Genomic DNA, 23022 nt, shown 5'->3' on the forward strand with positions numbered 1-23022 from the left:
ACCTGAATTTTTGAGGTTTATTTCGTCATTATTGTAAATATTTAAACAATAAACCACAACGCCGCGACTCATCTCTGAGAATTTATTTTCAATTCATTCATTTCTGATTCTTGAAATGACGCGGGATTGCTTGTGGGATTTGGGAAACAATTTATGTGTCGCCTCTTCTCCAATATCTTGATACAAATATTCCCGAAGCTCAGCTTCGTAATCGCATTTTAAGAGGACAGCGCTTTCTTCTTCCGTTATGACCAAATTGGATTCAATCATTTTGTTGATGGCCGCGCGCCCAAATCCCATGAGGGGGCTGCAATAGAGAACTTTGTTTTTATCTTCAAAGCTTTGAATTTCCGGCAAGGGAACGTGCGGAACACGGTCATCCCGGCGAAGTCCATCGGCAATCATGGACACCTCATCATTTTGAGCCAAAAGGGACAAAACTTGGCGGTGAACATAATTAATGGCATTGTTGGGAAATCCGTCTGTTTTCGCTGTTTTTGCGGCCGTTTTTAAGATTTCGATATCCGGACAAAGAATCTGATGAGAAAATCCCAATTCTTTGGCAATATCCTCGGCAACCGGACCGGTTTTTAAGATTCCGAAATTGCAAGTCACCAATCGGACGTCAAAAAACGGCTCAAGAAGCAGGGCCGACAAAGAACTATCTTTTCCGCCGCTGAATAATACATGAGCTTTCGTTTTCATCGAGATCACCAATGATTTTTGCAAAATTTTACAAAACCTTGATTCATTGAAATTTATTTGACTGAATTTGATTTTTGTTAATTGGATTGATTTTTATTGATTTTGTTTATCAAACTCTTTTGATGGATGTTTCGCGCTTAGGAGGCTGTATTTGAGCCAGAAGTTGCTTTAACTGTTCATCATCAATCATGTTTTGAATACGGCCGCTTTGAACCAGCGAAATGAGTTGCATTTCCAGCTGTTCCACCAAGGCCGGGCGGGACATTCGAAGGGTGGTCAACCGTTCGCGGGCTTCGGGCGTTAAGATTTTTCTCAGAAGCTCTTGTTTTTTAGCTTCCATTTCCGCCCGGGCTTGCTCTTGTTGGTAAGCGGCTTGCGCCGGATTTACTTGCGCTTGCGCTTGCTGCTCTTGCATCTGCGCGAGTCTTCGCCGCCGAATTTCTTCAAGCTCGTTGTCCATGTTCAAAACTCCTTTTTTTAATTTTTAACAAATTAAAAGATTCATTCAACAAAATTAAACGAAAATTACAAACCGAGTTGCTTCGTGCTGTTTAGTATTTCTTAAGTCCGGGATACTTGTCAAGGAGTTCGCCTTTGAGTTCGTAAGCCGTGTTGTCCAAAAGGGACCGGCCCGGACCTGCTGCGATTCTTCCTTCCTTGGTGGTTTTGACGTATCCTGCGGCTTCGAGCTGTTGGAGGGCTTTTCGAATAATTGAGCCGCTTCCTTTGGCGCGCCGGCCGGTTTTGGATCCGCGGTCTTGTTTGCCGCCGTAAACGGAGCAAAGTCTTTCGACGCCGACGGGTCCGTCGGTATAAACGGTCCGAAGGATTGCGGCACACCGAATGAACCACCAGTCATCTTGGACAGGCGGGAATTCTTTGTGAACGCCGGTTTTTACAAATTCTGCCCACTCGGGCGGGACGATTTTGTCATTTTCTTTCAATTTTTCCGCAACTTTCGCAATTAAATCCGCTGCGGGAACATCGTATGCAGTTGTCATAAATATCTCCTTTATAATTGTATAATCATCACGCAAATTCCAAAAATCAAAATCATGATGATTGGCGGATTTGCACCGATCAAAACAACAAATCAAAATAAAACAGAGAAGAGGAAAAGCAAAAGTAAAACAAAATTTTTCCGGGATTTTTTTTCAGATATTTTTCCGGTTTGCCTTTTAAAAAAGGAGTCACTTTAAATGGCAGCTCACCCATGGTTTGCAATTGATTTGTGAACTGAGACGGTCAACCGACAAATATTAAAAACGGTGCAAAAGCCGTTACGGAAAAATATTTGTATTTTTTCATGCCGCTGCATGATATTTAGGTTACCGTGATACGGTTTTATCCGTACCTTTTAAATTAAACTCCCCGCTTTTTTTCGCTGTCTTTTTTCAGACTCGATATTTTTATCGGTTCGTTCGGATTATATTTTTATTTTGTTTGATACGACGCTGGCTGAAGTACCAAACCTTTGATGTTTTTTCTAAAGCACCCCATGGCCGAAACGGGAAACTTTGAAAAGAACGTATGACTCAAATGGAACTTTAAACGCGACTGTTTGTATAAATACCTTGTCCTGATATCTTGTCCTGATACCGCCTAAAAATTCATGAAATTCAATGGATTTGACGGATAAAATTGTTCATCATTTGTTCCTCCCGAAAAAATAATTCATCTCGAAAAAATTGTTCCTTCCGGAAAAAATTATTTATTCCGCGCAAATTTATTACAATAAATTTCTTTTTCACGCGATTCCGCCATTTTAAATGTTTGATCGCGTTTGGGACCCACCGACACGTAACTGATGCGGACATTGCTTAATTTTTCAATCGTTAAAATATATTCTTTTGCGTTTTTTGGCAAATCTTCAAAGCACCGGACATCCGTTAAATCTTCCGTCCAGCCGTCCATTTCGGAATAAACAGGAACGCAGCGCTCCAAATCCTTGGTAAGAAGTGGGGGATAATCCATTCGTTCACCGTCAAGTTCGTACGCCACACAAATCTGAATCGGGTCAAGACCGGTTAGGACATCGATTTTGGTGAGCGCAAGTTCCGTATACCCGTTTAAATTGATTGATTTTTTCAGAAGCGGCAAATCAAACCAGCCGCAACGTCTCTGCCTGCCGGTTGTGGTTCCGAATTCCCGCCCGACTTGAACCAAATGCGTGCCGACCTCATCGGTAAGTTCTGTCGGAAGCGGACCGTTTCCGACACGGGTGATATAGGACTTGACAATCCCCATCGTGTTGCTGACGCGAGACGGGCCGACACCGAGACCCGTGCAGGCGGAACCGGCAATGGTGGAGGAAGAGGTGACAAATTTTTGAGTGCCGTGGACGACATCCAGAAGCGTTCCTTGGGCGCCTTCGGCCATGACTTTTTTTCCGGCCAGAAGAGCCGTGTTTATGACTTGAGAAACATCAACGGCGAAATCTTTTAATTTTTGCCCGATCGCCAGCATTTCCGAAATGGTTTTTTCGGACAAGATGTATTCGGGACTTCCACCCATCTTTGAAATGGTTTGAGATTTGGCCGGCCAAATATCTTTGATTTTGGCGCGAAAAACTGTTTCGTCCAGCAAATCTTCCAGCCGGATTTCATCCCGAAGCGCTCGGTCGGAATACGCGTGTGCAATTCCTTTTTTGGTCGTACCGATTTTTGATTTGCGGGAAACTTCCGACAGCGTGTCCAGCGCAATGTGGTACGGCATAATGATACTGCATTTCGCATCGATTCCAAAATTGTCGGGTGTCAGCACAACGCCTTTTTGTTCCAGCATATTTATTTCATCCATTAATGAAAATGGATTTAAAACGACACCGGAACCGATGAGAACGGCGGACCCGACCAAAATCCCGGAAGGGATTTGATGCAATTTATAAACGTCTTCACCGACCGTCACGGTGTGCCCGGCGTTGTCGCCGCCTTGAAAGCGCGCGACAAGATCATATTCGTTTGCCAAAAGGTCAACAATCTTTCCTTTTCCTTCGTCACCAAATTGCGCGCCTGTGATAATTGTAAACATGAATTCAGAAATGATTTTGATGGATTAAAAGGATTGTGTTTTTTAAAAACAGAAAAGAAAAAAATATTTAATCTATTTTTCCAATCGGCGCCGCTCCATCGGAAACGTGGTGGACCAATTCATCTTTGTCAATATCCAGCACAATCATGCCGGTTTTTAAGCATTCCAATTCGTCTTCCGTCAAAGGCCGGGATTTGGAATGGGCGGACAAAATGGCGCTGTTCCCGAGAGGGTCTTTGATTTCAAGTGTGATTTTGCATTCGGCCGTTTGCGGGTTTTCAATAATTTCATCAATTCTGGCCAAAAGATAAAGTCCGCGCTCCATTTTGTCCAATTCCCCATCCGCTTCCGACCAGCGGATTGTGCTTTCAATCACCGAACGGATGCGGCCAAGAACACCTTCCACGTTTGTGATGTAGGATTCCGAAATCGGACCCGGCTCAATCATAATTCCGAGTTCCTGAATGAGAATGGTTCCGGAAGTTGAGCGGATGACGCGGGCATCCAAATCCTCCAATGTTTGGACAGACAAAGAATAGCAGATGGGGTCTTTTCCGGTCAAAATCATCGTATCGGCAAACCGAAACGTGCATTTGGAGCAGACGGCCGTCGTGTACATAATGTCTCCGAAATAGGGAATGTTATCCCGCTGCCATTTCATGACCAAATCATTTTGGCAAAGCGGACAATTCGTTTTTGTTTCAAATGTTTCTTCAATCAAAAATAATTCACCTGAAACATTGTAAGCCTTATTTCCATATATAAATTCAACGAAAATGAAATGAAAATGAAAATGAAAATTAGAATGAATGAATGAATGAAAATGAAAATTAGAATGAAAATTAGAATGAATGAATGAAAATGAAAATTAGAATGAAAATTAGAATGAATGAAAAGAAAAAACAGAATGAAAAGAAATGAAAATAATAAAATTATGTTGTGCCGAACAGATAGGATCTTTTCAAAAAATGGAAAAAATCCGGCAAAGCCGGATTTTTGTAAGGCATGGAGGAGATAGGAGACAAAATATGAAAAATAAAAAATAAATATATGAAAATAATTGGGAGAAACTTAGTAGTTTCCGCCGAGTTTTCTCCGGTCAACTTTGATTCCGGTTGGGGTGACCAAAATGTTGTTGTCTTTCATGCCGACAATGTCGCCGTGAACGTCTAAAACCACGTCTTTGAGTTCATTGAAAAGATGGTTGCGGAGGCGCTCATCGGCCTTGATGTTGGAAATGTCGACGATGAGAATATTTCCGTCATAGATTTCCTTTTTCAGAGCGGTAATTTGGTCGAAATTTGTAAAGATGGCGATTTTGACATAAGTTTCCGCCGGCTCGTTCGCAGCGTCTTTATCAATGTCTTTTTCAAATTTGTCCAGATCAATGTATGCTGAATAGTCGTCCGCTTGCTTGGATTGGCCGGATCCGCCAAGGATTTTTTTCATGAAACTCACGATAGACACCTTTTATTTTAAATCTATTTGAATTGGATTTTAAAAGATAAAACAAAAATAAATAAAATGATAAGAAACAATCATTGAAAAATGTGTGTCAATAATTTTGATGGGATAAAGATTTATTTTTTTATGTATGGCTTAATGATTTATTAATCTGATTATTGAAAAATTATTCGAATAATCAATAGCTTAATGACTTCCTCATTTATAAACTTATATATAATAATTCCGAACGGCTCATATTTTTGAAAAAATTATGTTTTTTGAAAAAGAATTGAACAGTCGAACTTTGAGTCGTTAGCATGTGAACATGGGAACATTTAAACGTGTGACCATTTTGAACATTTTAACATTTTGAATATTTAAATATTTGAATATTTGAATATTTTTCCGATAATTGAATATTGTTTCAAATGGTTCTATTAAAGATATTTTCTTTAAATTTCCAAATCCCAAAGCGCATCTCCAACGTAGGCCAAAGATTTAACGGCTTTTCCGGAAGCGGAGGCGGTCATTTCAGTCCCGGAAATTAAAGCTCGTCCAATCGCGAGCGGTTTCTTATGTGTCTCGTCCACGACAACCACAAGATCTTCTTTTTGAATGGACGGGTCGGCCGACACGATTCCCGGACTCATGACATCCGCACCGTTGACAACGAATTTGACGGCACCCATATCGACAACAACCAGCCGTTTCTCCGGCGAAAGCAAAAGAGCGCCTCGAACCGTCGGGAAAATTTCGCCGCCGAATTCGAAAAACATTTGCTTTCCGTCCACAAAAATGACTTTGAATTCATCGGTTGTAATAACTTCAAATTTGGAATCGGAAAGAGCGGACATAGAATCCCCAAAAACTTCATGAAGAGACGCCACAATTTTATTTTTATCATTTTTCCTGAGACTGACTCTGGATTTAATTTTCAAAAAATCACCTGTGACAATCATATGAAATTGAAATATAAAAAGAATGCGAAAACCCGAGGACAATTCGCACGATTATTCTAATTCAAAGAATGTAGCAATCCGAAATTAAAAATGATTCCGAAATTTATACTTTTTTTGAAAAAAACCATGCGCCGGTTTTGTTGAAAAAATTAAAACTTTGTTGCCGTAACGCGCGCGCAAGGCACCGGAAAAAAGCAAAAAATAATGCCAAAACAAAAATCGAAAATCTAAAATCGGAAAGACAAAAATTGGAAAACGAAGATCTAAATTTTGATTTTTCCCTTTCGCCGGATTTCAGGTTCATTTCCGGAAAAATCTTTTTTAATTCTTTTTCCGGCTTGGACACACAACATTTATTAATTCAAAAAACCATTTCAGTAATTATGTCAGAACCCGCGCCATCTTTTTTATCAAGATTTACAACAAAACAATTCTATGTGTTTGTCGCCATCGGGCTCATGCTTCTTATTGTATTCTCGTTTTTTGCATACACATCCGGCAATAAATTTGAAAATGAAAGCCTGCCGCAAGAAGAAAGAGATACGCAAGGAACCATTTATGTCATTTCAAAAATCGGACAAATGGTCGGATTTTTAATCGCGCTCATCCCAAGTATCGGAATTCTGAAAAAAGAAATGGAAAAATATAAGGAAGAAAACCCGACGATGCTGATCGAATTTTCCGAAGATTCCGGCAACGAAAAAAAGAAGAAATAATCTTAAAAAAAAAAAAATAAAATAAATAAAAAAATGATTTCTCAATGATTTTTTATTATTTCATTTTTTATTTCAACAGCTCATTTTAAAACATTTTTTTAAAAACACCTATTTTAAAAATACATATTTTAAAAAAAATGTGTTTATCCGGTGTACGGATAAACATAAATGTCAAACGGCTGCTCTAAAATATTGGCTTCCAGCCGATGAATCGGTTTTGAAACATAATCACCGGCATTGCGTTGCATATCGCCGTTTGTGTCCACCCAAGCCGACACGGTGTAGATTCCCTTCGGATTCAAATATCCTTCATGAACCATCTCATAAGAGTAATGAGATTTAGAATCTCCCGAAATCTTCATTTTATCCAAGATGACGACACTTTTGGGGTCGGTCATGTCTTGGAGTTCAAGATAAATAGGCGCGGTTCCAAAAGGCTGAGACGCGTCCTCCAACAAAATCTTTCCTTCCATCGTGTAAGTTGTGCTCATGCATCCTGCGGTTGCGACAGCGGCCACGGTTGCCAAAAGAACCAAAGCCAAAAAAAACAAAGAACGAATTTGTTTCATAGATTTCTCCAAAATCTCTTTTTTTCTGTTTAATTTTAATTTTATGGAAAATATGATTTACGATATTTTTGAATCATTTATTTTTGAATCATTTATTATTGAATCATTTATTATTGAAATTAAGTGTTAAACTATTTTTAATTTAGCATTTCAAACCTTTATTTTTTGCCAAAACCTATTCCAAATAAGATTCTTGAATGGATGCGCTGCGCTCAATCCCAAGCGTTTCTAAGAATTTAAAAATGCTTTCCGTTGCTTTTTGAATATCATCCGGACCGGCTCCGTCGGAAACATCAGCCTCAACTTCCACATAATTCCCCAGGCTGAAAACCGCGTCAATCCCGATTAAAAAATTTTCCAGTTTGTAAACTTCCCGCCGTTTGGAAACGGCTCCGGACTCGAAAAACCCAAGCGCGCACAAGATACTTTTCATATTTTGTGCATCGACCGGACTGTTAAATTCTGTCCGCGTCTTGGAAACCTTATCCATTTTCGGTCCTTTGTATGTGATTTCACCGACACCGTCAATCACACGAACACGAAGCGCCTCATCCGTTTTTGAGAAATCCCGATCCGGCGCATTAAAATAAACATCCGTCTGTTCTTCGACACAAACAAATTCAGCCCCTCTTTGAAGAATCATCCGGCGGACAAAATCGTGGTCCGCTTTGACTTTCACTTCCACTTCAATCATAAAATAACCTCCGGAGTCATTATTATTAACAATACTTACCAATACGCATAGATTTTTTGAACGGTTCCCATATCCAAATAATTGTCACCTGCATCGAGGTCAAAGAAATAATCATCTTTTCCAAAAAGACCAATCGCCCCGGTTGTTTCCACATACATCATCCGCCCATCCGTCAAATGAAAAACATTCAGCATATGCGTGCCGCCGCCTTTGAAACACAACAAAAGAACGCCGCCTTTGATTCCGGCCGCTTCCGCATTAGTCGCAAGACCCGTCGCATAATTGGAACACACAAATTCACCTTCCACGTAGATGTTTTTATCCGTATCGTCCTTCTACAAAAACGTGCAAACCTCTTCATACGATTTATTTTCCGCCGACTTGTTCCGGACAATGACCGCAGCCGACCCGTTCGGATAAGTCGAATAATGTTTCTTACCCTCATAAACATACATCATGTTTTGATGATATGTATTTCCAAGAATGCCGACCGAATTTGAATTTTCGGAAAAATCCGGCGGTGGGGTTAAAGAAGAAACGGATGAGGAAGGAGAAGACGAAGCGGAAGAAGACGAAACGGAAGAAGACGAAACGGAAGAAGACGAAGCGGAATTCGGACTCGCCGCCGGCAAATCCGATGCCGGATTTTCGTTGTTTTGCCACGGATAAAAGAAAAAGGCAGCAGAAATCAACAGGCCGGCCAAAAGAATAAAAATGAAAACCAGAAGAATGGATTTTTTTGACATTTGAAAAACGGCCCAACGATTCTTAAAAATATGATTCCGATATTTCTCATTTACTTCAAAATTTCAATTATTTTTCAACACCGTTTTCTTTCTTTTCCACAGCGATTCTTTTTTTAGGATTGAGCATCTTTTTTCTCACGTTTTTCTTTGTCCGCCTCTTTCAGACCGGCAATGACCGCGTCGTATTTTTCACAGACCCGCTTGATGAGATTTCCGGACTGGCTCTTATGCGTCGGAAAAATGACAGTGCCTTTGGGAATTTTTTTCCCGGAAGACGATTTTCCGTAATCCGGAGAAACTAAAATACCATCCATCGAAATCCCGATACCTAAATCATTGATTAATTTCGCCGACATCTCGGTTGCCGGATTTGCTTTGGATTGAATCAGAAGCGCTTTTTTGCGGTAAATTTCCTGAAGCTCTTGCAAATCTTTGATATTTTCATCCGCCTTGGCCGCTTTTCCCAGGCGCGGGAAATCTTCCCCAAGCATTTCTCGAACAGCAACAATTCCATCCATTAAATCCTTAAATGTGGTCGAAGAAACTTCAACGATTTGACCGGAAAACGCTGGATTCGCATCCAAAACCTTATCGGAATATCCTTTCGCCAAAATCAAAATATTGGATTCCGAAATGATTTTTTGATCGGCTTCCGATGGAGTGTACGGATTTGCCACTTTGTAATTGGTCATGCCACACATTCGAGCAAGCGATTCATACATTTCCGTCACAACTACCCGCTTTTCCGGGCTGAACCGGGAAATATTGCTTTGACCACCCTGAGTTCTTAAAATTTCAACCATTTTGTTACGGATATCGGCGGTATTTGACGACGCCATGCCGAAATAGTCCGCAAAAAGACGTGTTGTCGTGATGATTTTGGTCCGTCCTTGCGGTTTTAAATCAATAAATCCGCGCTCGGAAAGTTCACCGATATGTTCGTACGCATTGCTGCCACGCATTTCCACAATGTCCGATTGTGTAATCGGCTGATGGTAAGCGATAATGGAAAGCGTTTTGAGCTGAGACGATGTCAACTCTTTGGGCGCCACATCCCGCACTTTTTCCGCAAAGTCCGGACGCACCTGCATGACAAAACGGTCGGACAAGTCCGAAATTTCAATGCCGGAGCCGCGGGACAAATATTCTTCCCGAAGCGCTAAAACCAGGTCGCGGACTTCCCGTTTAGATTTTTGGGAAATTTTCATGAGGGTGTCCACGGAAACTGCGCTTCCGGCCGCAAAAAGAGCCGCTTCAATCACTTGTTTTCCGGTGCCACCGACATTTTGGACGGAAACGGAATTTTTGGAAGATTTCTTTTTGGAGCCGACCGCTGCTTTTTCAGATAGAGCAGAGGCGTCCGTTTCAACGGACGCGTCTGCAAACTCTTCATCCTCAAAAGACAAGCCGTCCGCAAGGATTTCCGTCATGCTGCTGTCCGCCATAAAATCATGTCTCCGATTTATGAATTTAAATTATGAATTTGAAGTATGAATTAGAATTATGAATTTGAAGTATGAATTAGAATTATGAATTTGAAGTATGAATTAGAATTATGAATTTGAAGTATGAATTTGTAATTTAATTATCTGAAAAATGAGGGATGATTTAATTTTCCGCCGCGGATTCTTCAACATTTTTATTTTTCAATTTAATTTTTCCTTTGGATGCCGGAATGGCTTCATATTCCGGCCCGTTCGGCTCACCAAGAGCCGCCCCAAACGGATAAATAAACAAATCCCCGAAAATGACTTCTTGATACAATAAAATTTCCTTCATGGACGCCAAGAACAAAAGCGTAATGTAGTCCATAATTTTGTCCGATTTTTCAAGCGCGAGCACGTCCTCCCAAGTCACAAATTCCCGGGTTTTAAACATATGCCTTAAAATGTCCAGAAGCGAACCCGTCCGTTTTAAAATGGCTTCATCGTGCGCGATGTTCATCACATCTTCGGTCGTCAGTTCCACTTCAATGTAACGCTTTTGCGTTCCCAAAAGACGCTCTTTGCGCTGGATCACATCTTTTTCCGCTTTTTTAAGTTCTTCAATCAATTCTTTAAGTGTCACCGGTCGGCGTGCTTCCCGGCGAACCGGAAAGACCGGCGCCGGAAATTCGGAAATATCAAAATTAAATTCATCTTCTTCCCAAGCATCTTCTCCGTCTTCCGTCCACTCTTCTTCGATTTTTTCGTCCAGCAAAATTCCGGTCGATTTCATCCGAAGCAGCACACAAGAATAAAGAAGCGTCCGCCCGGAAATCCGAAGGTCCATCCGCTCGAGTTCTTCCACTTTGCCCAAAAACGTATCCGTCACATGAACAATATCAATATTCCACGGGTCAATTTTCCCGGATTTAGCCAATTCAACCAAAATTTCAATCGGCTCATTTCCGATAAAAGAAGAGAAATCCAATTGGTCCACATCAATCCCGCTGTCATCCAAACTGTCTCCCAAAGAATCAATGAAATACGAACGGGCATCATCATCATCTGACAAGACAAACGCGCTGTCACAGGAAATAAACCGGTCTTTTGAAGAAATTCCCAAGCGTCTGTTGTCCTCATAAGCCGACGCGTCTCCGGCAAATGATGAATCGACAAAATAAGAGGATTCAAAAACCGGAAGAGAACCTGTCACCGATGCCGACTTGGAACTTGATGCCGACGCGGCTTTGAGTTCGGATTTGCGGGACCCGGAGTTTTTAGGTTTATATCCGGAAGAGCCTGAATTTTTGGATTCGTACCCGGAAGAGCCTGAATTGGATTCGTATCCGGAAGAGCCGGATTTTTGATTTTTGAAACTCATTTGGATTTCACCCCCGTAATATTCGTATTTCCATCTTGCTGCGTGACACCGATAATCCGGTCAGCCCGCTCAAGCATGGGTTTTCGAAGAGAGATAACAATAAACTGCGCCGTCGGCGCGGATTTTAAAATACGGTCGGCAACTCGCTCCACATTCCAGCCGTCTAAGTTTTGATCCACTTCATCAAACACATAAAACGGTGCCGGACGATATTCCTGAATGGAAACGATAAAAGCCAAAGCGGTCAAACTTTTTTCGCCGCCGGACATGGATTCTAAGCGAATGATATTTTTTCCTTTCGGCTGCGCGTGAAGCGTCATTCCGCCGGCGAACGGATCCGCCGGATTTTCAAGAACAAGTTCTCCAAAACCATCGGCCAATTCGAAAAAGACATTTTTGAAATTGGCATTGATGCCTTCATACGCCTGCATAAACGTATCCCGCTTCAACTGTTCATACTGTTCGATGCGTTTAAGCAACTGCTCCCGCTCATTAAATAAAACATCCCGACGGCCGGATAATTCATCCTGGCGTGCCTTAACATCATCATACTCATCAATCGCGCGCATGTTGACCGGCTCTAATTCCGTCATTTGCTTTTCCAAAGATTCGATCGTTATGTAAACAGTCTGATAATTTGGAATATCGTCCCGCTCCTCAAGGCCGCGGTCTTTGACTTCCTGCAAAAGCGACAAGTATTGCGTTTCTAAAGAAGATTGTGTCAGCCGGCAAGATGCCGCGCTGCGTGAAAGCCCATCCAAATCTAAACGGGATTTGTCCAGCTGCCGGCTAAAACGTGTGCAAGCTTGATCCAATTCCGTTCTTTTGTCCTGAAGGTCTTTGAGCTCATTGGAAATTTCAATTTCACGCGCTTCATTTTGCTTTTGGCGCCGGGTAAATTCTTGAATATCCTCCAAAAAGACTTTTATTTTTTCTTTGCTGGTTGCCTTCTTTTCTTCCAAATTTGAAATATCCAGGCGGGCTTCCTCAATCAATTCAATCGCGTTCTTTTTCGACATTTCAATCGCGTTGACATCGGACTTAATGTCCGACAGCCGCGCGTTGAGATGCAAAATTTCATCGTCAACACGTGCAGATTTTTTGCGGAGTTCCTCCAATTCCGGATCGTTGAGCTCTGCTTCAATTTCCGAAATTTCCGCGTCTAATCCCTTTAAAACGCTGTCAACTTCCAACCGTTTTTCAATGACCGCATTCATTTCCCGTTTGAAAGTCTCCCGCTCCAAAAAAAAACCGTCGTAAGAACTCTTTTTGGCCGCCAAAACATCCGAAAGCCGATCTTCCCGGCCCTTGATTTCGGTGATTTGCATTTCTTTTTTGGAAATTTCATTCGAAATCGCATTAATCCTTTTGGCCGCCACGGATATTTTGCCATCCAAATCATCCAATTTGGAAATCAAATCGCCGCGTTTCTTATGAAGGTCACGGATTTCGTCGCTGAGCGCAACCAATCTTTCCCGCTCGGTCGCGGCAAAAGAAATTCTGGATTTTTGAGCGACCGAACCACCAATCATCGCGCCGCTTTTTTCAAGCGTTTCGCCTTCCAAAGTAACCATGCGGTATCGCCCAATCATCCGGCGCGCGTTTTGGAGAGTGTCAACAATGACGGTATCTCGAAAAACATACCAAAAGGCGGATTTGTATTCCGTGTCAAAATCAATTAAATCAATGGCGTACCCGACAAATCCTTCAAACGATAAATCCGGAAGAGACCGCATCGGCTCTAATTTATTCAGCGGCAAAAATGTTGCACGGCCTTGGTTTTTCCGTTTGAGATAGTTAATCGCGTGCTCCGCGTCCGCGTCCGTTTCAACGACAATGGCCTGCATTTTGGAACCGGCGGCAATTTCAAGCGCCGTTGCGTATTCTTTGCCGACGCTGCCAAGATTTGCGACCGCGCCACAAATACCGTACAATTCTTCTTTTTTGGACGCTTTTAATATTTCTTCAACCGCGTGCGAATATGTGCTTCCGACTTCCGTCGCCCGAACGCGCGCTTCAATTATACCGTACTCCCGCTCAAGCACTGCGGATTTCTCTTCAATTTTTTTCTTATCGTCCGACAAACGCTTCTGAGCGGACTCTAAATCATCCGAGTCCCGTTTTAATTTATCGGATTCTTCGGTTAATTTGGAAATATCATATTGAGCAATTTTGGTATCGCTTTCCGCGTTTTTCGCGTTTTCTTTCGCTTCCTCAATTTCATTTTCGATGTCTTTTATTTCGGAAGATTTGCGGCGAAGCGCATCCGTCAACCGGTCTTCTTCCAAAATCAATTGATTCTTTTCATCTTTGATTTTGTTGAGTTCCGATCGTTTTTGATTGGCAGCCCCCGCTTTTTCGGAAAACCTCTTTTCAATCCCGGCAATTTTTCCGGCCAAAATTGTTTTTTCCGCGCTTTTATCCGATTTGTTTTTTTGGACCGCTTCTTCTTTTTTGCGTTCGTCCTCTAAGGATTTCTCAAATCCGTCCACTTCTTTTTTACGGGCATCGATTTTAACAAACAAGTCTCTGCGTTTGGATTCAAAGTCGCTTTCTTCCCGCTCTAAAACCCCAATACTTTCTTTCGCGCGTGAAATTTCGCCTTTGATTTCTTCAATTTCCTTTTTAATCCGGATTTGTTCGTCTTCGCCTTTTTGACGGATTTCCAGGTTTAAAGAATCCAATTCAGATTCCATTGACGCCAGCTTTTCTTCCTGCTCCGCAACCTTTTGGGAAATCTGATCTTTCTGGGTTTCATATTTCAAAATTTCTTTTTCTATATTGGAAAGCTCTGTCTTGGCGTCTTTTAATTTGGATAAAATGAGATAGCCTTCATATTTTTGTTTTTCTTCCCGCAAGGACCGGTATTTAAGGGCTTGCTCGCGCTCGGAAGATAATTGATCCAGCCGGATTTTGACTTCATCGATAATGATGTCGATTTTTTCGATTTGCTCCTTAACGATATCAAGTTCCGCCAACGATTTTTGCTTCTTTTCATCAAATTCGGAAACGCCGGCAATTTCATCAATGATTTTGCGGCGCTCCACCGGACTCATTTTGGCGGTGATTTGAGAAACGTCACCCTGCATCACCACGTTGTATCCTTCAGGCGTCACGCCGGCTTTTCCGAGAAGTTCATGAACTTCGGTCAAACTGACCGATTTTCCATTGAAGTAAAAATAGCTGTAATAGCCGGTTTTGGTTTGTTTGATTTTTCGGGAAATTTCAAACGAATCGGCCTCCACCGGTGCTTTTCGGTCGGTGTTATCAAAAGTAATCGTCACCTGCGCGAATTCGGGAGATTTGGATTTGGCATCTGTAAAAATAAGGTCGGTTAATTTTTCCGCCCGCATGGTTCGGGAACTGGAAAGTCCGAGGGCAAAGAGGATTCCATCTATGATATTAGATTTCCCGCTGCCGTTGGGCCCGGAAATCGTCGTGAATCCTTCAAAAAATGGGATCTTTATCTTTTTTCCGAAGGATTTGAAATTGACAAACTCAATCTCCTTAATATGCACGCAATCGGGTCTCCTGACGTTTTTTCATAGACGGTTGACAATACTCACGAAAATCATAAAGTACAAAATCCAAAATAAAATGCAAAATCATAAAAATTACATAATGATTTCCGAATCTTCCTCATCGTTGGTGATCACACGTTCTTTTTTATCCGAGGAGGTCGAGGATGAAAACCCTTTTTTGGAAGGGAACCGGGATTTGGGTTTGGGCGCGGAACTCTCGGCGATGATGTATTCGCAATCTTTATTGTAATCCGTGTCGTCATTGACAGTTCCTGTTGTGTTTTTTCCGATCAGATATTCGCTTTTATCGGGGCCGGATTCGGCCAGCTTTTGTTTTTTTGAGGAATCGATGTAAGTATATTTTTCCGGCGGATATTCCGGCTCATTCGATTTTGGTTTTATCGATTCCACCGAGAAATAATTGGGTTTTGCCGGAGTTTCCGCGGATGGACTAAAAGATTCAGCCGGTGTCCTTTTTAAAGGACTGACATCCACCATGTCATCGGGATTTCCGAAATAGAAGGGATCATTTTTAGCCGGCGTTGCCCGGGCCGGAACAAACCGCTCAGGCTCCACATTCTTTTTTTGAGATGCCGGAACATATTCCCGATACTCCAAGCTTTCCGATCGGGGAGCCGGTACGTATTTTTCCGGAGGTTTTTCCGGTACACCGTGGCCGGTATTTTCCGGACGGATTTGCGCCGACGGATAGGGCGTGTGAGAAGAAAAGGAAGAAGCCGGCACATAACCCGGAACATGCGCGGGAGAAAGATGAGGAACATAAGTGGGGGAATCGAAGGGAGAATAGGGAAGAGAAGAAGGTGCCTGTTGTTGAGAATATGAAGTGGACGGCGACGGCTGTTGAACGTATTCCAGTGCAGGAGCATTATTCCTAAGGCGAGCGAGTTCTTTGGAAAGGGTGTTGAGCGTGGTTTTTATATCGACGATTTCACGCACGATTCCGTCTTGCGTGGTTGACAATTCGTGAATGCGCTGCTCAATCAGGCGGAGACGGTCATAAGGGACGGTTTCCGGCTGCAATTCTTCCCGAATTTCATAAAGGATCGACTCTTTCGTTTGTTCCGAAAGTTCCCGGAGGTGGGAATCCAGTTTTTCCTCAATGTCGTCGTAAATTTTCTTCTCAATCTTTTCCGTTCCATGGTACTTAACTTTTCCGTTCAACATATCCCTCAACATCGTTTCTTTGAATTTAGTGGCGTAGGTGTGTGATACTTCTTACAGATATGTTTTATATTCTATATAAATCTATATATCCGATATTATGTAATACGATTCGTCTTTTGGCAAAAATGACAAAGTCAAAAATGACCAATTCTGACATTTCGTCATTTTTTGACAATCCGATTTTGACAAGCCTGTTTTGACAAATCCTCATTAATTCCTTATTTCAGCGTATAAATGAAGAAAAGTGTGACTAAAAAATAGCGGACAAATTTTCCAACCGCCACCAAGATTGAAAATGGGGTGAATGGATATTTTAAAACGCCGGCGACAAAGACAAGTGCGTCCCCAATGATTGGAAGAGAAGAGAGAAGAAGCGTCCACGCCCCGTATTTTTCAAAATATTCTCCCGCCTTTTTGTATTTATCCGGATCAATAATGGTAATTCGGGTGGTGATTTTATGAATTCCCCAATATCCGATAAGATAAGTGGTTGCTGCGCCGAGATAGCCGCCTAATGTCGCCGAAAGGACAATGCCCCAAAAATTGTTTTCGCCGTTCACCACAAGTGCTGCGACGACCGCTTCGGGTCCGAGGGGAAGAACCGTCGCGGCTAAAAAGGAAGTCAGAAACAAGCTGATTAAACCGTAATCACTCAGAAAAGAATTCAAAACCGGAAAAAACTCATTAAAAAAAGAATATTCCGAAAGCAACAAAAAGAGCTTATCCAACATAAAATTCCTCTTAAAAAAATAAAATCCGGCGAATAAAGAATGATATGATAAACATTGACTAATATATAAATAGTCCCTTTCATTTATGATAGCAAAGTCAATTTTTAAAAAATTTACGCAAATATAAATCCGGTAAAAATCCAACCCGATAAAATCTAATAAAATTAATAAAAACCGATAAATTTGATAAAAAAGGAAAAAAGAAAATGATACAATTTAAAGAAATTCAATTGCCTTACGGAAGCGGTTCCGTTGATTTTAAAATTCCCGAACCGAATTTTTCGGGATATGTCCTTCCGACCGATGAGGAAGTTACAACACAGCCGTCCGATGCGTTGATCAAAAACGCTTTAAGAAATCCGGTCGGAACAAAACGGTTGTCTGAAATGGCGTCTTCTGCCGATAAAATTGCCGTGATTGTCAATGACGTCACCCGCCCGACACCGTCTCAGTACTTGCTTCCGTTTGTTTTAAAAGAGATTCAAGCCGCCGGTGTTCCAAATGAAAATGTAACTATTTTTTTCGCGCTTGGCCTGCACCGTGCGCAAAGCATGGAAGAAGTCAAAAAATTGGTTGGCGCTGATGTTTTTAACCGGTACAAGTGTGTCCAGCATGAAACCGGATCTTTCCCGGTCAAAAATTTCGGAAAAACATCCCGGGGAACGCCGATTGAAATCTATGAAGATGTGGTGAAAAATGATTTAATTGTCGGAATCGGAGAAATCGGTTTTCACTATTATGCCGGCTACAGCGGGGGTGCGAAATCTTTGCTGCCGGGGGTCAGTTCCAAGGAGGCGGTGATTGCAAACCATAAATTTATGATTGAAAAAAATGCGGCATCGGGGCGAACGGACAGTCCGGTCCGATTAGATTTGGAAGAAGCCGCCAAAATTGTGGGATTGGATTTCATTTTAAATGTGGTTTTGGACAGCCATAAAAATGTTGTCGCGGCTTTTGCCGGTGATTTTATATTAGCGCATCGGGAAGGCGTCAAGGTCGTGGATAAGTTATACAAAATTGAAACGGAACCGGCAGACGCAGTTATTGTCTCTTGTGGTGGATTTCCAAAAGACATCAATTTGTATCAGGCAAACAAGGCCCTGGACAATGCAACGCAAGCCGTTGTGGAAGGCGGCTCGATTGTATTGGTATCGGAGTGCCGGGATGGAATCGGAAACGCGGTGTATGATCAATGGAACAAAAGTTGTGCAACCGCCGATGAAGCAATTGCCCGGTTCAAACAGGAATTTGAATTTGGCGGTCACAAGGCGGCAACAACGGCTGCGGCATCCAAACGGTTTCATTTGTACTTGGTTTCATCTTTGTCCCCAGAGTCTGCAAGGGAAGCGTTTTTTGAACCTTGCAAAACCGTCGGTGACGCGATTGAGAGGATTTTGACAAAGAATCCGGATGCGAAAATTCAAGTCATTCCGTATGGCGGGCAGACGCTTCCGGTGATGAAAGAATCATAAAGTAAAAAATGAATTAAATGTTTTTTCATTTTTATTTTTTTTATTTTTTTCATTTTGTTCATATTTTTCAAGTTCATTTTTTGCGGGTGGCATGCGCGCGCGTTATGACGATCATTTTTTCAAAGATTTTTTTCAAATTCGAGGGACTTTTTTTTAATGATTTTTTTTCAATAAGAAAGTCCATTTTATTGAAAATAAACATGCAAACCCTTCCGAAAATTCGAAGACGCTTTCGCGTCTTCGAATTTTTCGGGCGGTTCGTATGGAAAAGAATAGGTTGGCGAAATGCAGCAATGCTAAAAACAGTAAATAGATCGTAGCAATGCTAAAAATAAAAACAAAAGAAAAACATAAAAAATGAAAGATTCAGGTGGTTCTTTCATTTTTTATTTATTTTTCCTTTACTTAATACTGTTTTTAAAATATTTTGGAGAAATTTTGGAGAAAAATGCGAAATAAAAACACAAATAAACATATAGGATGGTGATAGATGGTGATTTAAGACGGCAAAACCATTTTTTGAAAAATGGTTTTGAATGGTTTTGCTTTTAGAAAGCACCGATTTCGGATTGAATGTTAAAGCCGGAACAGGTGATTTTACTTCTTCGGTCTTCAAATTGTTCGTAATATTTTGCCCGCTCGACCAAGTTTCTGAAAAAGAGATCACCGCTTGGGATTTCCATTTTTCCTGCTTTTTGCTCGAAGCTTTCTGAAAAAGCAGCGGATTCCGCTTTAAACGGTGTCATTTTCATGCGGGTCATATCGGTGACCAATTCGATGGGTTCCATTGATTCTGTGGCGCTCATTTGAAATTTCCTCCTGTCTTTTTTTTCATCTGACAGTAAACCCAAAAAGGCATTCCTCCTTATTAAAAGAAAACGAAGCGGGGTGAAAGTATTAAAGTGACCGGTTTTTTAATAAAAAAAGAGATCTCCATATTGTTTCGATCCCAAAAATTGGCTGCTGTGACACATACGTATGCCGCTTCCGAAAAAAGATAAAAGAAGAAAAGAAAAAAAGAAAAGAAAAAAGAAAAGGATAAAAGATAAAATAATCTGAAAAAAAAGAGTTATTTAGATAATTTTTTGACGATTTTTTCCGGATTTTTGACAACGGTAATACATTCCATTTTGGAGACCACTTTTGTATTTTTCAAGTCGATTTTTCTCATCGTTAATTCAAATTCCCGTCCGTCCGGCGCTTTTGTTGTCACCGATCCTTTTTGAGAATCCACCGGGAAAATATAAATCGGAAGACCGGATTTTGCCGCCTGCGCAACGGCGTTGGTAAGCAACGTATCTGAAATTCCGTGCGCAATTTTCGCGACCGTGTTGGCCGTTGCAGGAGCAATCACAAGAGCATCATATTTTCCGGTTTGCAAATCGCCAAGAATAAAAGGAGAATTCGCCGACTTTTCCACGTGATAGGAAGAAAACGCCGATTTGAGATCTTCCGGCAACTTATACCATTTCAAAACGGTTTCGCCTTCCTTGGATACGAAAACATCCAGGGAGTAGCCTTGTGCTTTTAACAATTTCATCGCCTCCACGGTTTCCACAAGACGATCTCCCGCCCCTGAAATTCCCCATGCGATTTTCATCGTCTTTTGCGTCAAAGTTTGACCCTGAATCTTACAATCTTCACTTAAGCTGTCCTTTTTAACTTTTGATTTTTTGCCGGCTGCCATTAAATTCATTCTCCTTTTTTTAAGCATCTGATGATTGGAAAGATTATAAACATATCAATAAATAATCAAATAAAACGATCCAATTAAACGATCATTTTAATTATATCATCAATTAATCACGACTCTAATATATATAACATATACAATTATAAAAAATATTTTATATTATAAATATATTTCTTCGAAAATATAAAATATTGAAAACCTTAAATTTTTTTATAATATGAACAAAAATAATAAAATAAAAATGAAAAATTCGGATTTTAAAAAAAAGATTTTTTGTTGTAAAAATAAGAAGCTTCGATGAAATATGAAAACGATGAAAAATTACAAAACAGCCACAGCAATTTCAAAATAAGATTGAAAAAAACGAATATTTTAAAAACGAATATTTTAAAAACGAATATTTTAAAATACGAATATTTTAAAAAACAAACCGGTGAAGCTTTTTAAATTTAAAAGTTTTGCAACCGATACTGTAAACGGATCAAGACCGAACGCACAAACGGAATCAATACCGGATGCAAAATTATAAAATTTTTACTTTTTAACCAATTCCTTTAGTCTTTCGACGCATTCTGTTCTTTCGACAACTTCTTTCTTTGCGTTTTTCTCAATGGTTTCGTAGATTTCTTCTTTGGGAACCAAGAGCCGGTAATATTTTATCGGGCGTCCTGCTTTTTTGGATTTGACCTCTGTCACATTGACCCAATTGCTTTCTTCTAAGCATTTAATAGCGTTGCTGACTTCCGGCTGTTTTAAACCAGTCATTTGACAGATGGTGGTTGAAGAAACACCCTCATCGGTCGAAAGACACAAAAGTGTTTTGGAAACTGATTTTTTAATATTTAAATTCTTAAACATTTCAATTCGTTTATCATCCGTTTTAATTTTTTTGATTTTTTCCATTTTTTATCATCCCATATGCGTTTTAAAAAATATTGTAAAAAATAATTATTTCAAAAATGAATATTGTTTTTAAAGCCAAATCATATTCTAAGATTATATTCGTTACCATATTTTAAGGAAATAATAATATAATTATATGATTTGAAAATCCGTACATTGCTGCGTCGGCTATCAAAAAAATATAAAAACCACCCATTTCAATCTTTAAAAATATTGAAAAAGCGTTTCTCGATAATTTTTTGATTGAGCCGAAATGATGATTCAATTCAATAAAATTAAACAATGCCGTATGAGTGATATACCAATCACGTTTTTCAAAACAATACCGGTAAAGCATTTTCCGGATTGACCATTTTTTACAAACTTGTTTTTCTTTTGTTTTTGAAATAATATTAATGAGTTGTTTTTATTATAAATAATGAATAATATTTACAGTATATGATTTTCTCTTATGAAAGTGCCGCATATTCCAAAAAGACAGCTGTTTATGATTTTTCCACAATCAATCAAAAACAGAATCTAAAAGATACTCATCATATATAAAATTGATACGAGACGGCCGGAATATAAATCCGGAAAAAGAAATCCGAAAAACAAAAGCGGTCCCATAAAAATCCGTTATTTTTGATCATTTCGGCAGATAACGGATAATTATATGATTTTCAATATAAATCCCATATTATTTAAAGATTACTATAATTGACAGATAATGAAAATTATCTGCCAATTGTAAAAAAGAATTAGTTTGCTTTAGCATCTTTAATAATTGGTTTTGCAGTTGATTTTGCGTTCGTTGATTTTGCGGCTGCAGCCGGTTTTGCGGCAGGTTTTGCTGCAGGTTTTTTAGCAGCCGGTTTTGCGGCAGTCTTTGCAACAGGTTTCTTTGCAGCCGGTTTTGCGGCAGTCTTTGCAACAGGTTTCTTTGCGGCCGGTTTTGCTGCAGGTGCTTTTGCGGCGGTCTTTGCGACTGGTTTTTTAGCAGCCGGTTTTGCGGCGGTCTTTGCAACCGGTTTCTTTGCGGCCGGTTTTGCTGCAGGTGCTTTTGCGGCGGTCTTTGCGACTGGTTTTTTTGCAGCCGGTTTTGCGGCAGTCTTTGCGACTGGTTTTTTTGCAGCCGGTTTTGCGACTGGTTTTTTAGCAGCCGGTTTTGCGGTAGTCTTTGCAACCGGTTTTTTAGCAGCCGGTTTTGCTGCAGGTGCTTTTGCGGCGGTCTTTGCGACTGGTTTTTTTGCGGCCGGTTTTGCGGCGGTCTTTGCTGCAGGTGCTTTTGCAGCCGGTTTTGCGGCAGTCTTTGCCGCAGGTTTCTTGGCAGCAATCGTTGTTTTAATTCCGGTTGCGCCCTTTGTTATTTTTCCAACGAGACCATTGACAGTGCTGCTGACTTTCTCTTTCGCATTTGTCTTTGATTCAGTCTTTGATTTGCCTTTTCCATCGGTAACCATTTTAATTCTCCAAAAACAGTTTTTTTACAAAACACGTATATTAGATTTTATTACCTCTTTTAATTTCACCTGAATAAAGGATTATTACAATCAAATTCATTTAACCAGATTTTTGAAAATTGAATTCTTGGCAAAACCAATTCGATTGGAAAAATATAATCTAATATTTGCAAACATATTATTTATGTTAAATATATTTAAAATTTGCTTAAATTTTTGCCGACAAACACAGAATTTTGGAAAAAAAATGAACTCAAATCAAAACAAAAAAAATCATAAAAAAATGAAAAAACCGAAAAAACAATAACATATGACATAAAAAAAGAAAATAAAAAACGAAAAATCAAAATTTAAAAAAAATGAAATGAAAAGAAATATTCAAAAATAAATTGAAAAATTAAATAA

At 40.3% G+C, this 23022-nt stretch carries 23 protein-coding genes; 3 read left to right on the top strand and 20 right to left on the bottom strand.

What is annotated here, in order from left to right; genetic code table 11:
- Positions 1-93: 93 nt before the first annotated feature.
- From MsAm2_RS05205 to MsAm2_RS05235, 7 genes are all read right to left on the bottom strand, one after another.
- Complete coding sequence (locus MsAm2_RS05205) at positions 94-705, bottom strand: DUF7411 family protein (protein ID WP_338097205.1); 612 nt, start codon at positions 703-705, stop codon at positions 94-96.
- Between the two features lie 109 nt (positions 706-814).
- Positions 815-1165, bottom strand: a complete 351-nt coding sequence (locus tag MsAm2_RS05210) for a DNA-binding protein (protein WP_338097206.1) — start codon at positions 1163-1165, stop codon at positions 815-817.
- A 91-nt stretch (positions 1166-1256) separates the two neighbouring features.
- Positions 1257-1706, bottom strand: a complete 450-nt coding sequence (locus MsAm2_RS05215; protein ID WP_338097207.1) for a 30S ribosomal protein S19e — start codon at positions 1704-1706, stop codon at positions 1257-1259.
- 706 nt (positions 1707-2412) lie between these two features.
- Positions 2413-3735, bottom strand: coding sequence for an adenylosuccinate synthase (locus tag MsAm2_RS05220; RefSeq protein ID WP_338097208.1), 1323 nt, complete (start codon positions 3733-3735; stop codon positions 2413-2415).
- A gap of 67 nt (positions 3736-3802) precedes the next feature.
- Entirely contained in the window at positions 3803-4456 is a 654-nt protein-coding gene (locus MsAm2_RS05225; protein WP_338097209.1) for a ZPR1 zinc finger domain-containing protein, read from the bottom strand.
- Between the two features lie 350 nt (positions 4457-4806).
- The gene (locus MsAm2_RS05230) at positions 4807-5184 is read right to left on the bottom strand and encodes a cell division protein SepF (protein WP_338098515.1); all 378 of its coding nucleotides are present in this window, start codon (positions 5182-5184) and stop codon (positions 4807-4809) included.
- Between the two features lie 449 nt (positions 5185-5633).
- Entirely contained in the window at positions 5634-6119 is a 486-nt protein-coding gene (locus tag MsAm2_RS05235; RefSeq protein WP_338097210.1) for an RNA-binding protein, read from the bottom strand.
- Positions 6120-6523: 404 nt separating this feature from the next.
- Here MsAm2_RS05235 and MsAm2_RS05240 point away from each other — a divergent pair, with 404 nt between their 5' ends.
- Positions 6524-6856: a hypothetical protein gene (locus tag MsAm2_RS05240; RefSeq protein ID WP_338097211.1), complete on the top strand. Its 333-nt coding sequence runs from the start codon at positions 6524-6526 to the stop codon at positions 6854-6856.
- A gap of 143 nt (positions 6857-6999) precedes the next feature.
- Here the strand turns inward: MsAm2_RS05240 and MsAm2_RS05245 are convergent, their stop codons facing one another.
- The 9 genes from MsAm2_RS05245 to MsAm2_RS05285 form a co-directional block, all read right to left on the bottom strand.
- Positions 7000-7425 carry a hypothetical protein gene (locus MsAm2_RS05245; RefSeq protein ID WP_338097212.1) on the bottom strand — a complete coding sequence of 142 codons (426 nt, stop codon included), beginning with the start codon at positions 7423-7425 and terminating at the stop codon, positions 7000-7002.
- A 175-nt stretch (positions 7426-7600) separates the two neighbouring features.
- Entirely contained in the window at positions 7601-8119 is a 519-nt protein-coding gene (gene cyaB / locus MsAm2_RS05250; RefSeq protein WP_338097213.1) for a class IV adenylate cyclase, read from the bottom strand.
- A 35-nt stretch (positions 8120-8154) separates the two neighbouring features.
- Positions 8155-8427 carry a hypothetical protein gene (locus MsAm2_RS05255; protein WP_338097214.1) on the bottom strand — a complete coding sequence of 91 codons (273 nt, stop codon included), beginning with the start codon at positions 8425-8427 and terminating at the stop codon, positions 8155-8157.
- A 27-nt stretch (positions 8428-8454) separates the two neighbouring features.
- Complete coding sequence (locus MsAm2_RS05260; protein ID WP_338097215.1) at positions 8455-8865, bottom strand: hypothetical protein; 411 nt, start codon at positions 8863-8865, stop codon at positions 8455-8457.
- Between the two features lie 113 nt (positions 8866-8978).
- A complete protein-coding gene (gene scpB, locus MsAm2_RS05265; protein ID WP_338097216.1) occupies positions 8979-10310 on the bottom strand; it encodes an SMC-Scp complex subunit ScpB in 1332 nt (443 codons plus the stop codon).
- A gap of 163 nt (positions 10311-10473) precedes the next feature.
- Complete coding sequence (locus MsAm2_RS05270) at positions 10474-11670, bottom strand: segregation/condensation protein A (protein ID WP_338097217.1); 1197 nt, start codon at positions 11668-11670, stop codon at positions 10474-10476.
- Positions 11667-15188, bottom strand: a complete 3522-nt coding sequence (smc, locus tag MsAm2_RS05275) for a chromosome segregation protein SMC (RefSeq protein WP_338097218.1) — start codon at positions 15186-15188, stop codon at positions 11667-11669. The genes MsAm2_RS05270 and smc overlap by 4 nt, the downstream gene beginning before the upstream one ends.
- 96 nt (positions 15189-15284) lie before the next feature.
- The gene (locus tag MsAm2_RS05280; RefSeq protein ID WP_338097219.1) at positions 15285-16376 is read right to left on the bottom strand and encodes a hypothetical protein; all 1092 of its coding nucleotides are present in this window, start codon (positions 16374-16376) and stop codon (positions 15285-15287) included.
- A 218-nt stretch (positions 16377-16594) separates the two neighbouring features.
- A complete protein-coding gene (locus tag MsAm2_RS05285; protein ID WP_338097220.1) occupies positions 16595-17107 on the bottom strand; it encodes a YqaA family protein in 513 nt (170 codons plus the stop codon).
- Positions 17108-17313: 206 nt separating this feature from the next.
- Here MsAm2_RS05285 and larAH6 point away from each other — a divergent pair, with 206 nt between their 5' ends.
- Complete coding sequence (gene larAH6 / locus MsAm2_RS05290) at positions 17314-18579, top strand: nickel-dependent malate racemase, LarAH6 family (protein ID WP_338097221.1); 1266 nt, start codon at positions 17314-17316, stop codon at positions 18577-18579.
- Between the two features lie 548 nt (positions 18580-19127).
- Here larAH6 and MsAm2_RS05295 read toward each other — a convergent pair.
- Both MsAm2_RS05295 and afpA read right to left on the bottom strand, forming a co-directional pair.
- A complete protein-coding gene (locus MsAm2_RS05295; RefSeq protein ID WP_338097222.1) occupies positions 19128-19385 on the bottom strand; it encodes a hypothetical protein in 258 nt (85 codons plus the stop codon).
- 263 nt (positions 19386-19648) lie between these two features.
- Positions 19649-20266, bottom strand: a complete 618-nt coding sequence (afpA, locus tag MsAm2_RS05300) for an archaeoflavoprotein AfpA (RefSeq protein WP_338097223.1) — start codon at positions 20264-20266, stop codon at positions 19649-19651.
- 303 nt (positions 20267-20569) lie between these two features.
- Here afpA and MsAm2_RS05305 point away from each other — a divergent pair, with 303 nt between their 5' ends.
- A complete protein-coding gene (locus MsAm2_RS05305) occupies positions 20570-20719 on the top strand; it encodes a hypothetical protein (protein ID WP_338097224.1) in 150 nt (49 codons plus the stop codon).
- An 87-nt stretch (positions 20720-20806) separates the two neighbouring features.
- On the opposite strand, the gene MsAm2_RS05310 is transcribed toward MsAm2_RS05305, so the two are convergent.
- Both MsAm2_RS05310 and MsAm2_RS05315 read right to left on the bottom strand, forming a co-directional pair.
- Positions 20807-21175 (bottom strand): MreA family transcriptional regulator, encoded by a 369-nt coding sequence (locus MsAm2_RS05310; RefSeq protein ID WP_338097225.1) that lies wholly within the window; start codon positions 21173-21175, stop codon positions 20807-20809.
- Between the two features lie 740 nt (positions 21176-21915).
- A complete protein-coding gene (locus tag MsAm2_RS05315; protein ID WP_338097226.1) occupies positions 21916-22617 on the bottom strand; it encodes a hypothetical protein in 702 nt (233 codons plus the stop codon).
- Positions 22618-23022 lie beyond the last annotated feature (405 nt).

This window comes from Methanolapillus ohkumae (assembly GCF_032594355.1).
Lineage (GTDB): Archaea > Halobacteriota > Methanosarcinia > Methanosarcinales > Methanosarcinaceae > Methanolapillus > Methanolapillus ohkumae.

Bases quoted from the DNA above. Each gene is read 5' to 3' on its own strand.
- MsAm2_RS05205 (WP_338097205.1), bottom strand. From the start codon at position 705: ATGAAAACGAAAGCTCATGTATTATTCAGCGGCGGAAAAGATAGTTCT.
- MsAm2_RS05210 (WP_338097206.1), bottom strand. From the start codon at position 1,165: ATGGACAACGAGCTTGAAGAAATTCGGCGGCGAAGACTCGCGCAGATG.
- MsAm2_RS05215 (WP_338097207.1), bottom strand. From the start codon at position 1,706: ATGACAACTGCATACGATGTTCCCGCAGCGGATTTAATTGCGAAAGTT.
- MsAm2_RS05220 (WP_338097208.1), bottom strand. From the start codon at position 3,735: ATGTTTACAATTATCACAGGCGCGCAATTTGGTGACGAAGGAAAAGGA.
- MsAm2_RS05230 (WP_338098515.1), bottom strand. From the start codon at position 5,184: ATGAAAAAAATCCTTGGCGGATCCGGCCAATCCAAGCAAGCGGACGAC.
- MsAm2_RS05240 (WP_338097211.1), top strand. From the start codon at position 6,524: ATGTCAGAACCCGCGCCATCTTTTTTATCAAGATTTACAACAAAACAA.
- MsAm2_RS05245 (WP_338097212.1), bottom strand. From the start codon at position 7,425: ATGAAACAAATTCGTTCTTTGTTTTTTTTGGCTTTGGTTCTTTTGGCA.
- cyaB (WP_338097213.1), bottom strand. From the start codon at position 8,119: ATGATTGAAGTGGAAGTGAAAGTCAAAGCGGACCACGATTTTGTCCGC.
- MsAm2_RS05260 (WP_338097215.1), bottom strand. From the start codon at position 8,865: ATGTCAAAAAAATCCATTCTTCTGGTTTTCATTTTTATTCTTTTGGCC.
- scpB (WP_338097216.1), bottom strand. From the start codon at position 10,310: ATGGCGGACAGCAGCATGACGGAAATCCTTGCGGACGGCTTGTCTTTT.
- MsAm2_RS05270 (WP_338097217.1), bottom strand. From the start codon at position 11,670: ATGAGTTTCAAAAATCAAAAATCCGGCTCTTCCGGATACGAATCCAAT.
- MsAm2_RS05280 (WP_338097219.1), bottom strand. From the start codon at position 16,376: ATGTTGAACGGAAAAGTTAAGTACCATGGAACGGAAAAGATTGAGAAG.
- MsAm2_RS05285 (WP_338097220.1), bottom strand. From the start codon at position 17,107: ATGTTGGATAAGCTCTTTTTGTTGCTTTCGGAATATTCTTTTTTTAAT.
- larAH6 (WP_338097221.1), top strand. From the start codon at position 17,314: ATGATACAATTTAAAGAAATTCAATTGCCTTACGGAAGCGGTTCCGTT.
- MsAm2_RS05295 (WP_338097222.1), bottom strand. From the start codon at position 19,385: ATGAGCGCCACAGAATCAATGGAACCCATCGAATTGGTCACCGATATG.
- afpA (WP_338097223.1), bottom strand. From the start codon at position 20,266: ATGGCAGCCGGCAAAAAATCAAAAGTTAAAAAGGACAGCTTAAGTGAA.
- MsAm2_RS05305 (WP_338097224.1), top strand. From the start codon at position 20,570: ATGAAATATGAAAACGATGAAAAATTACAAAACAGCCACAGCAATTTC.
- MsAm2_RS05310 (WP_338097225.1), bottom strand. From the start codon at position 21,175: ATGGAAAAAATCAAAAAAATTAAAACGGATGATAAACGAATTGAAATG.
- MsAm2_RS05315 (WP_338097226.1), bottom strand. From the start codon at position 22,617: ATGGTTACCGATGGAAAAGGCAAATCAAAGACTGAATCAAAGACAAAT.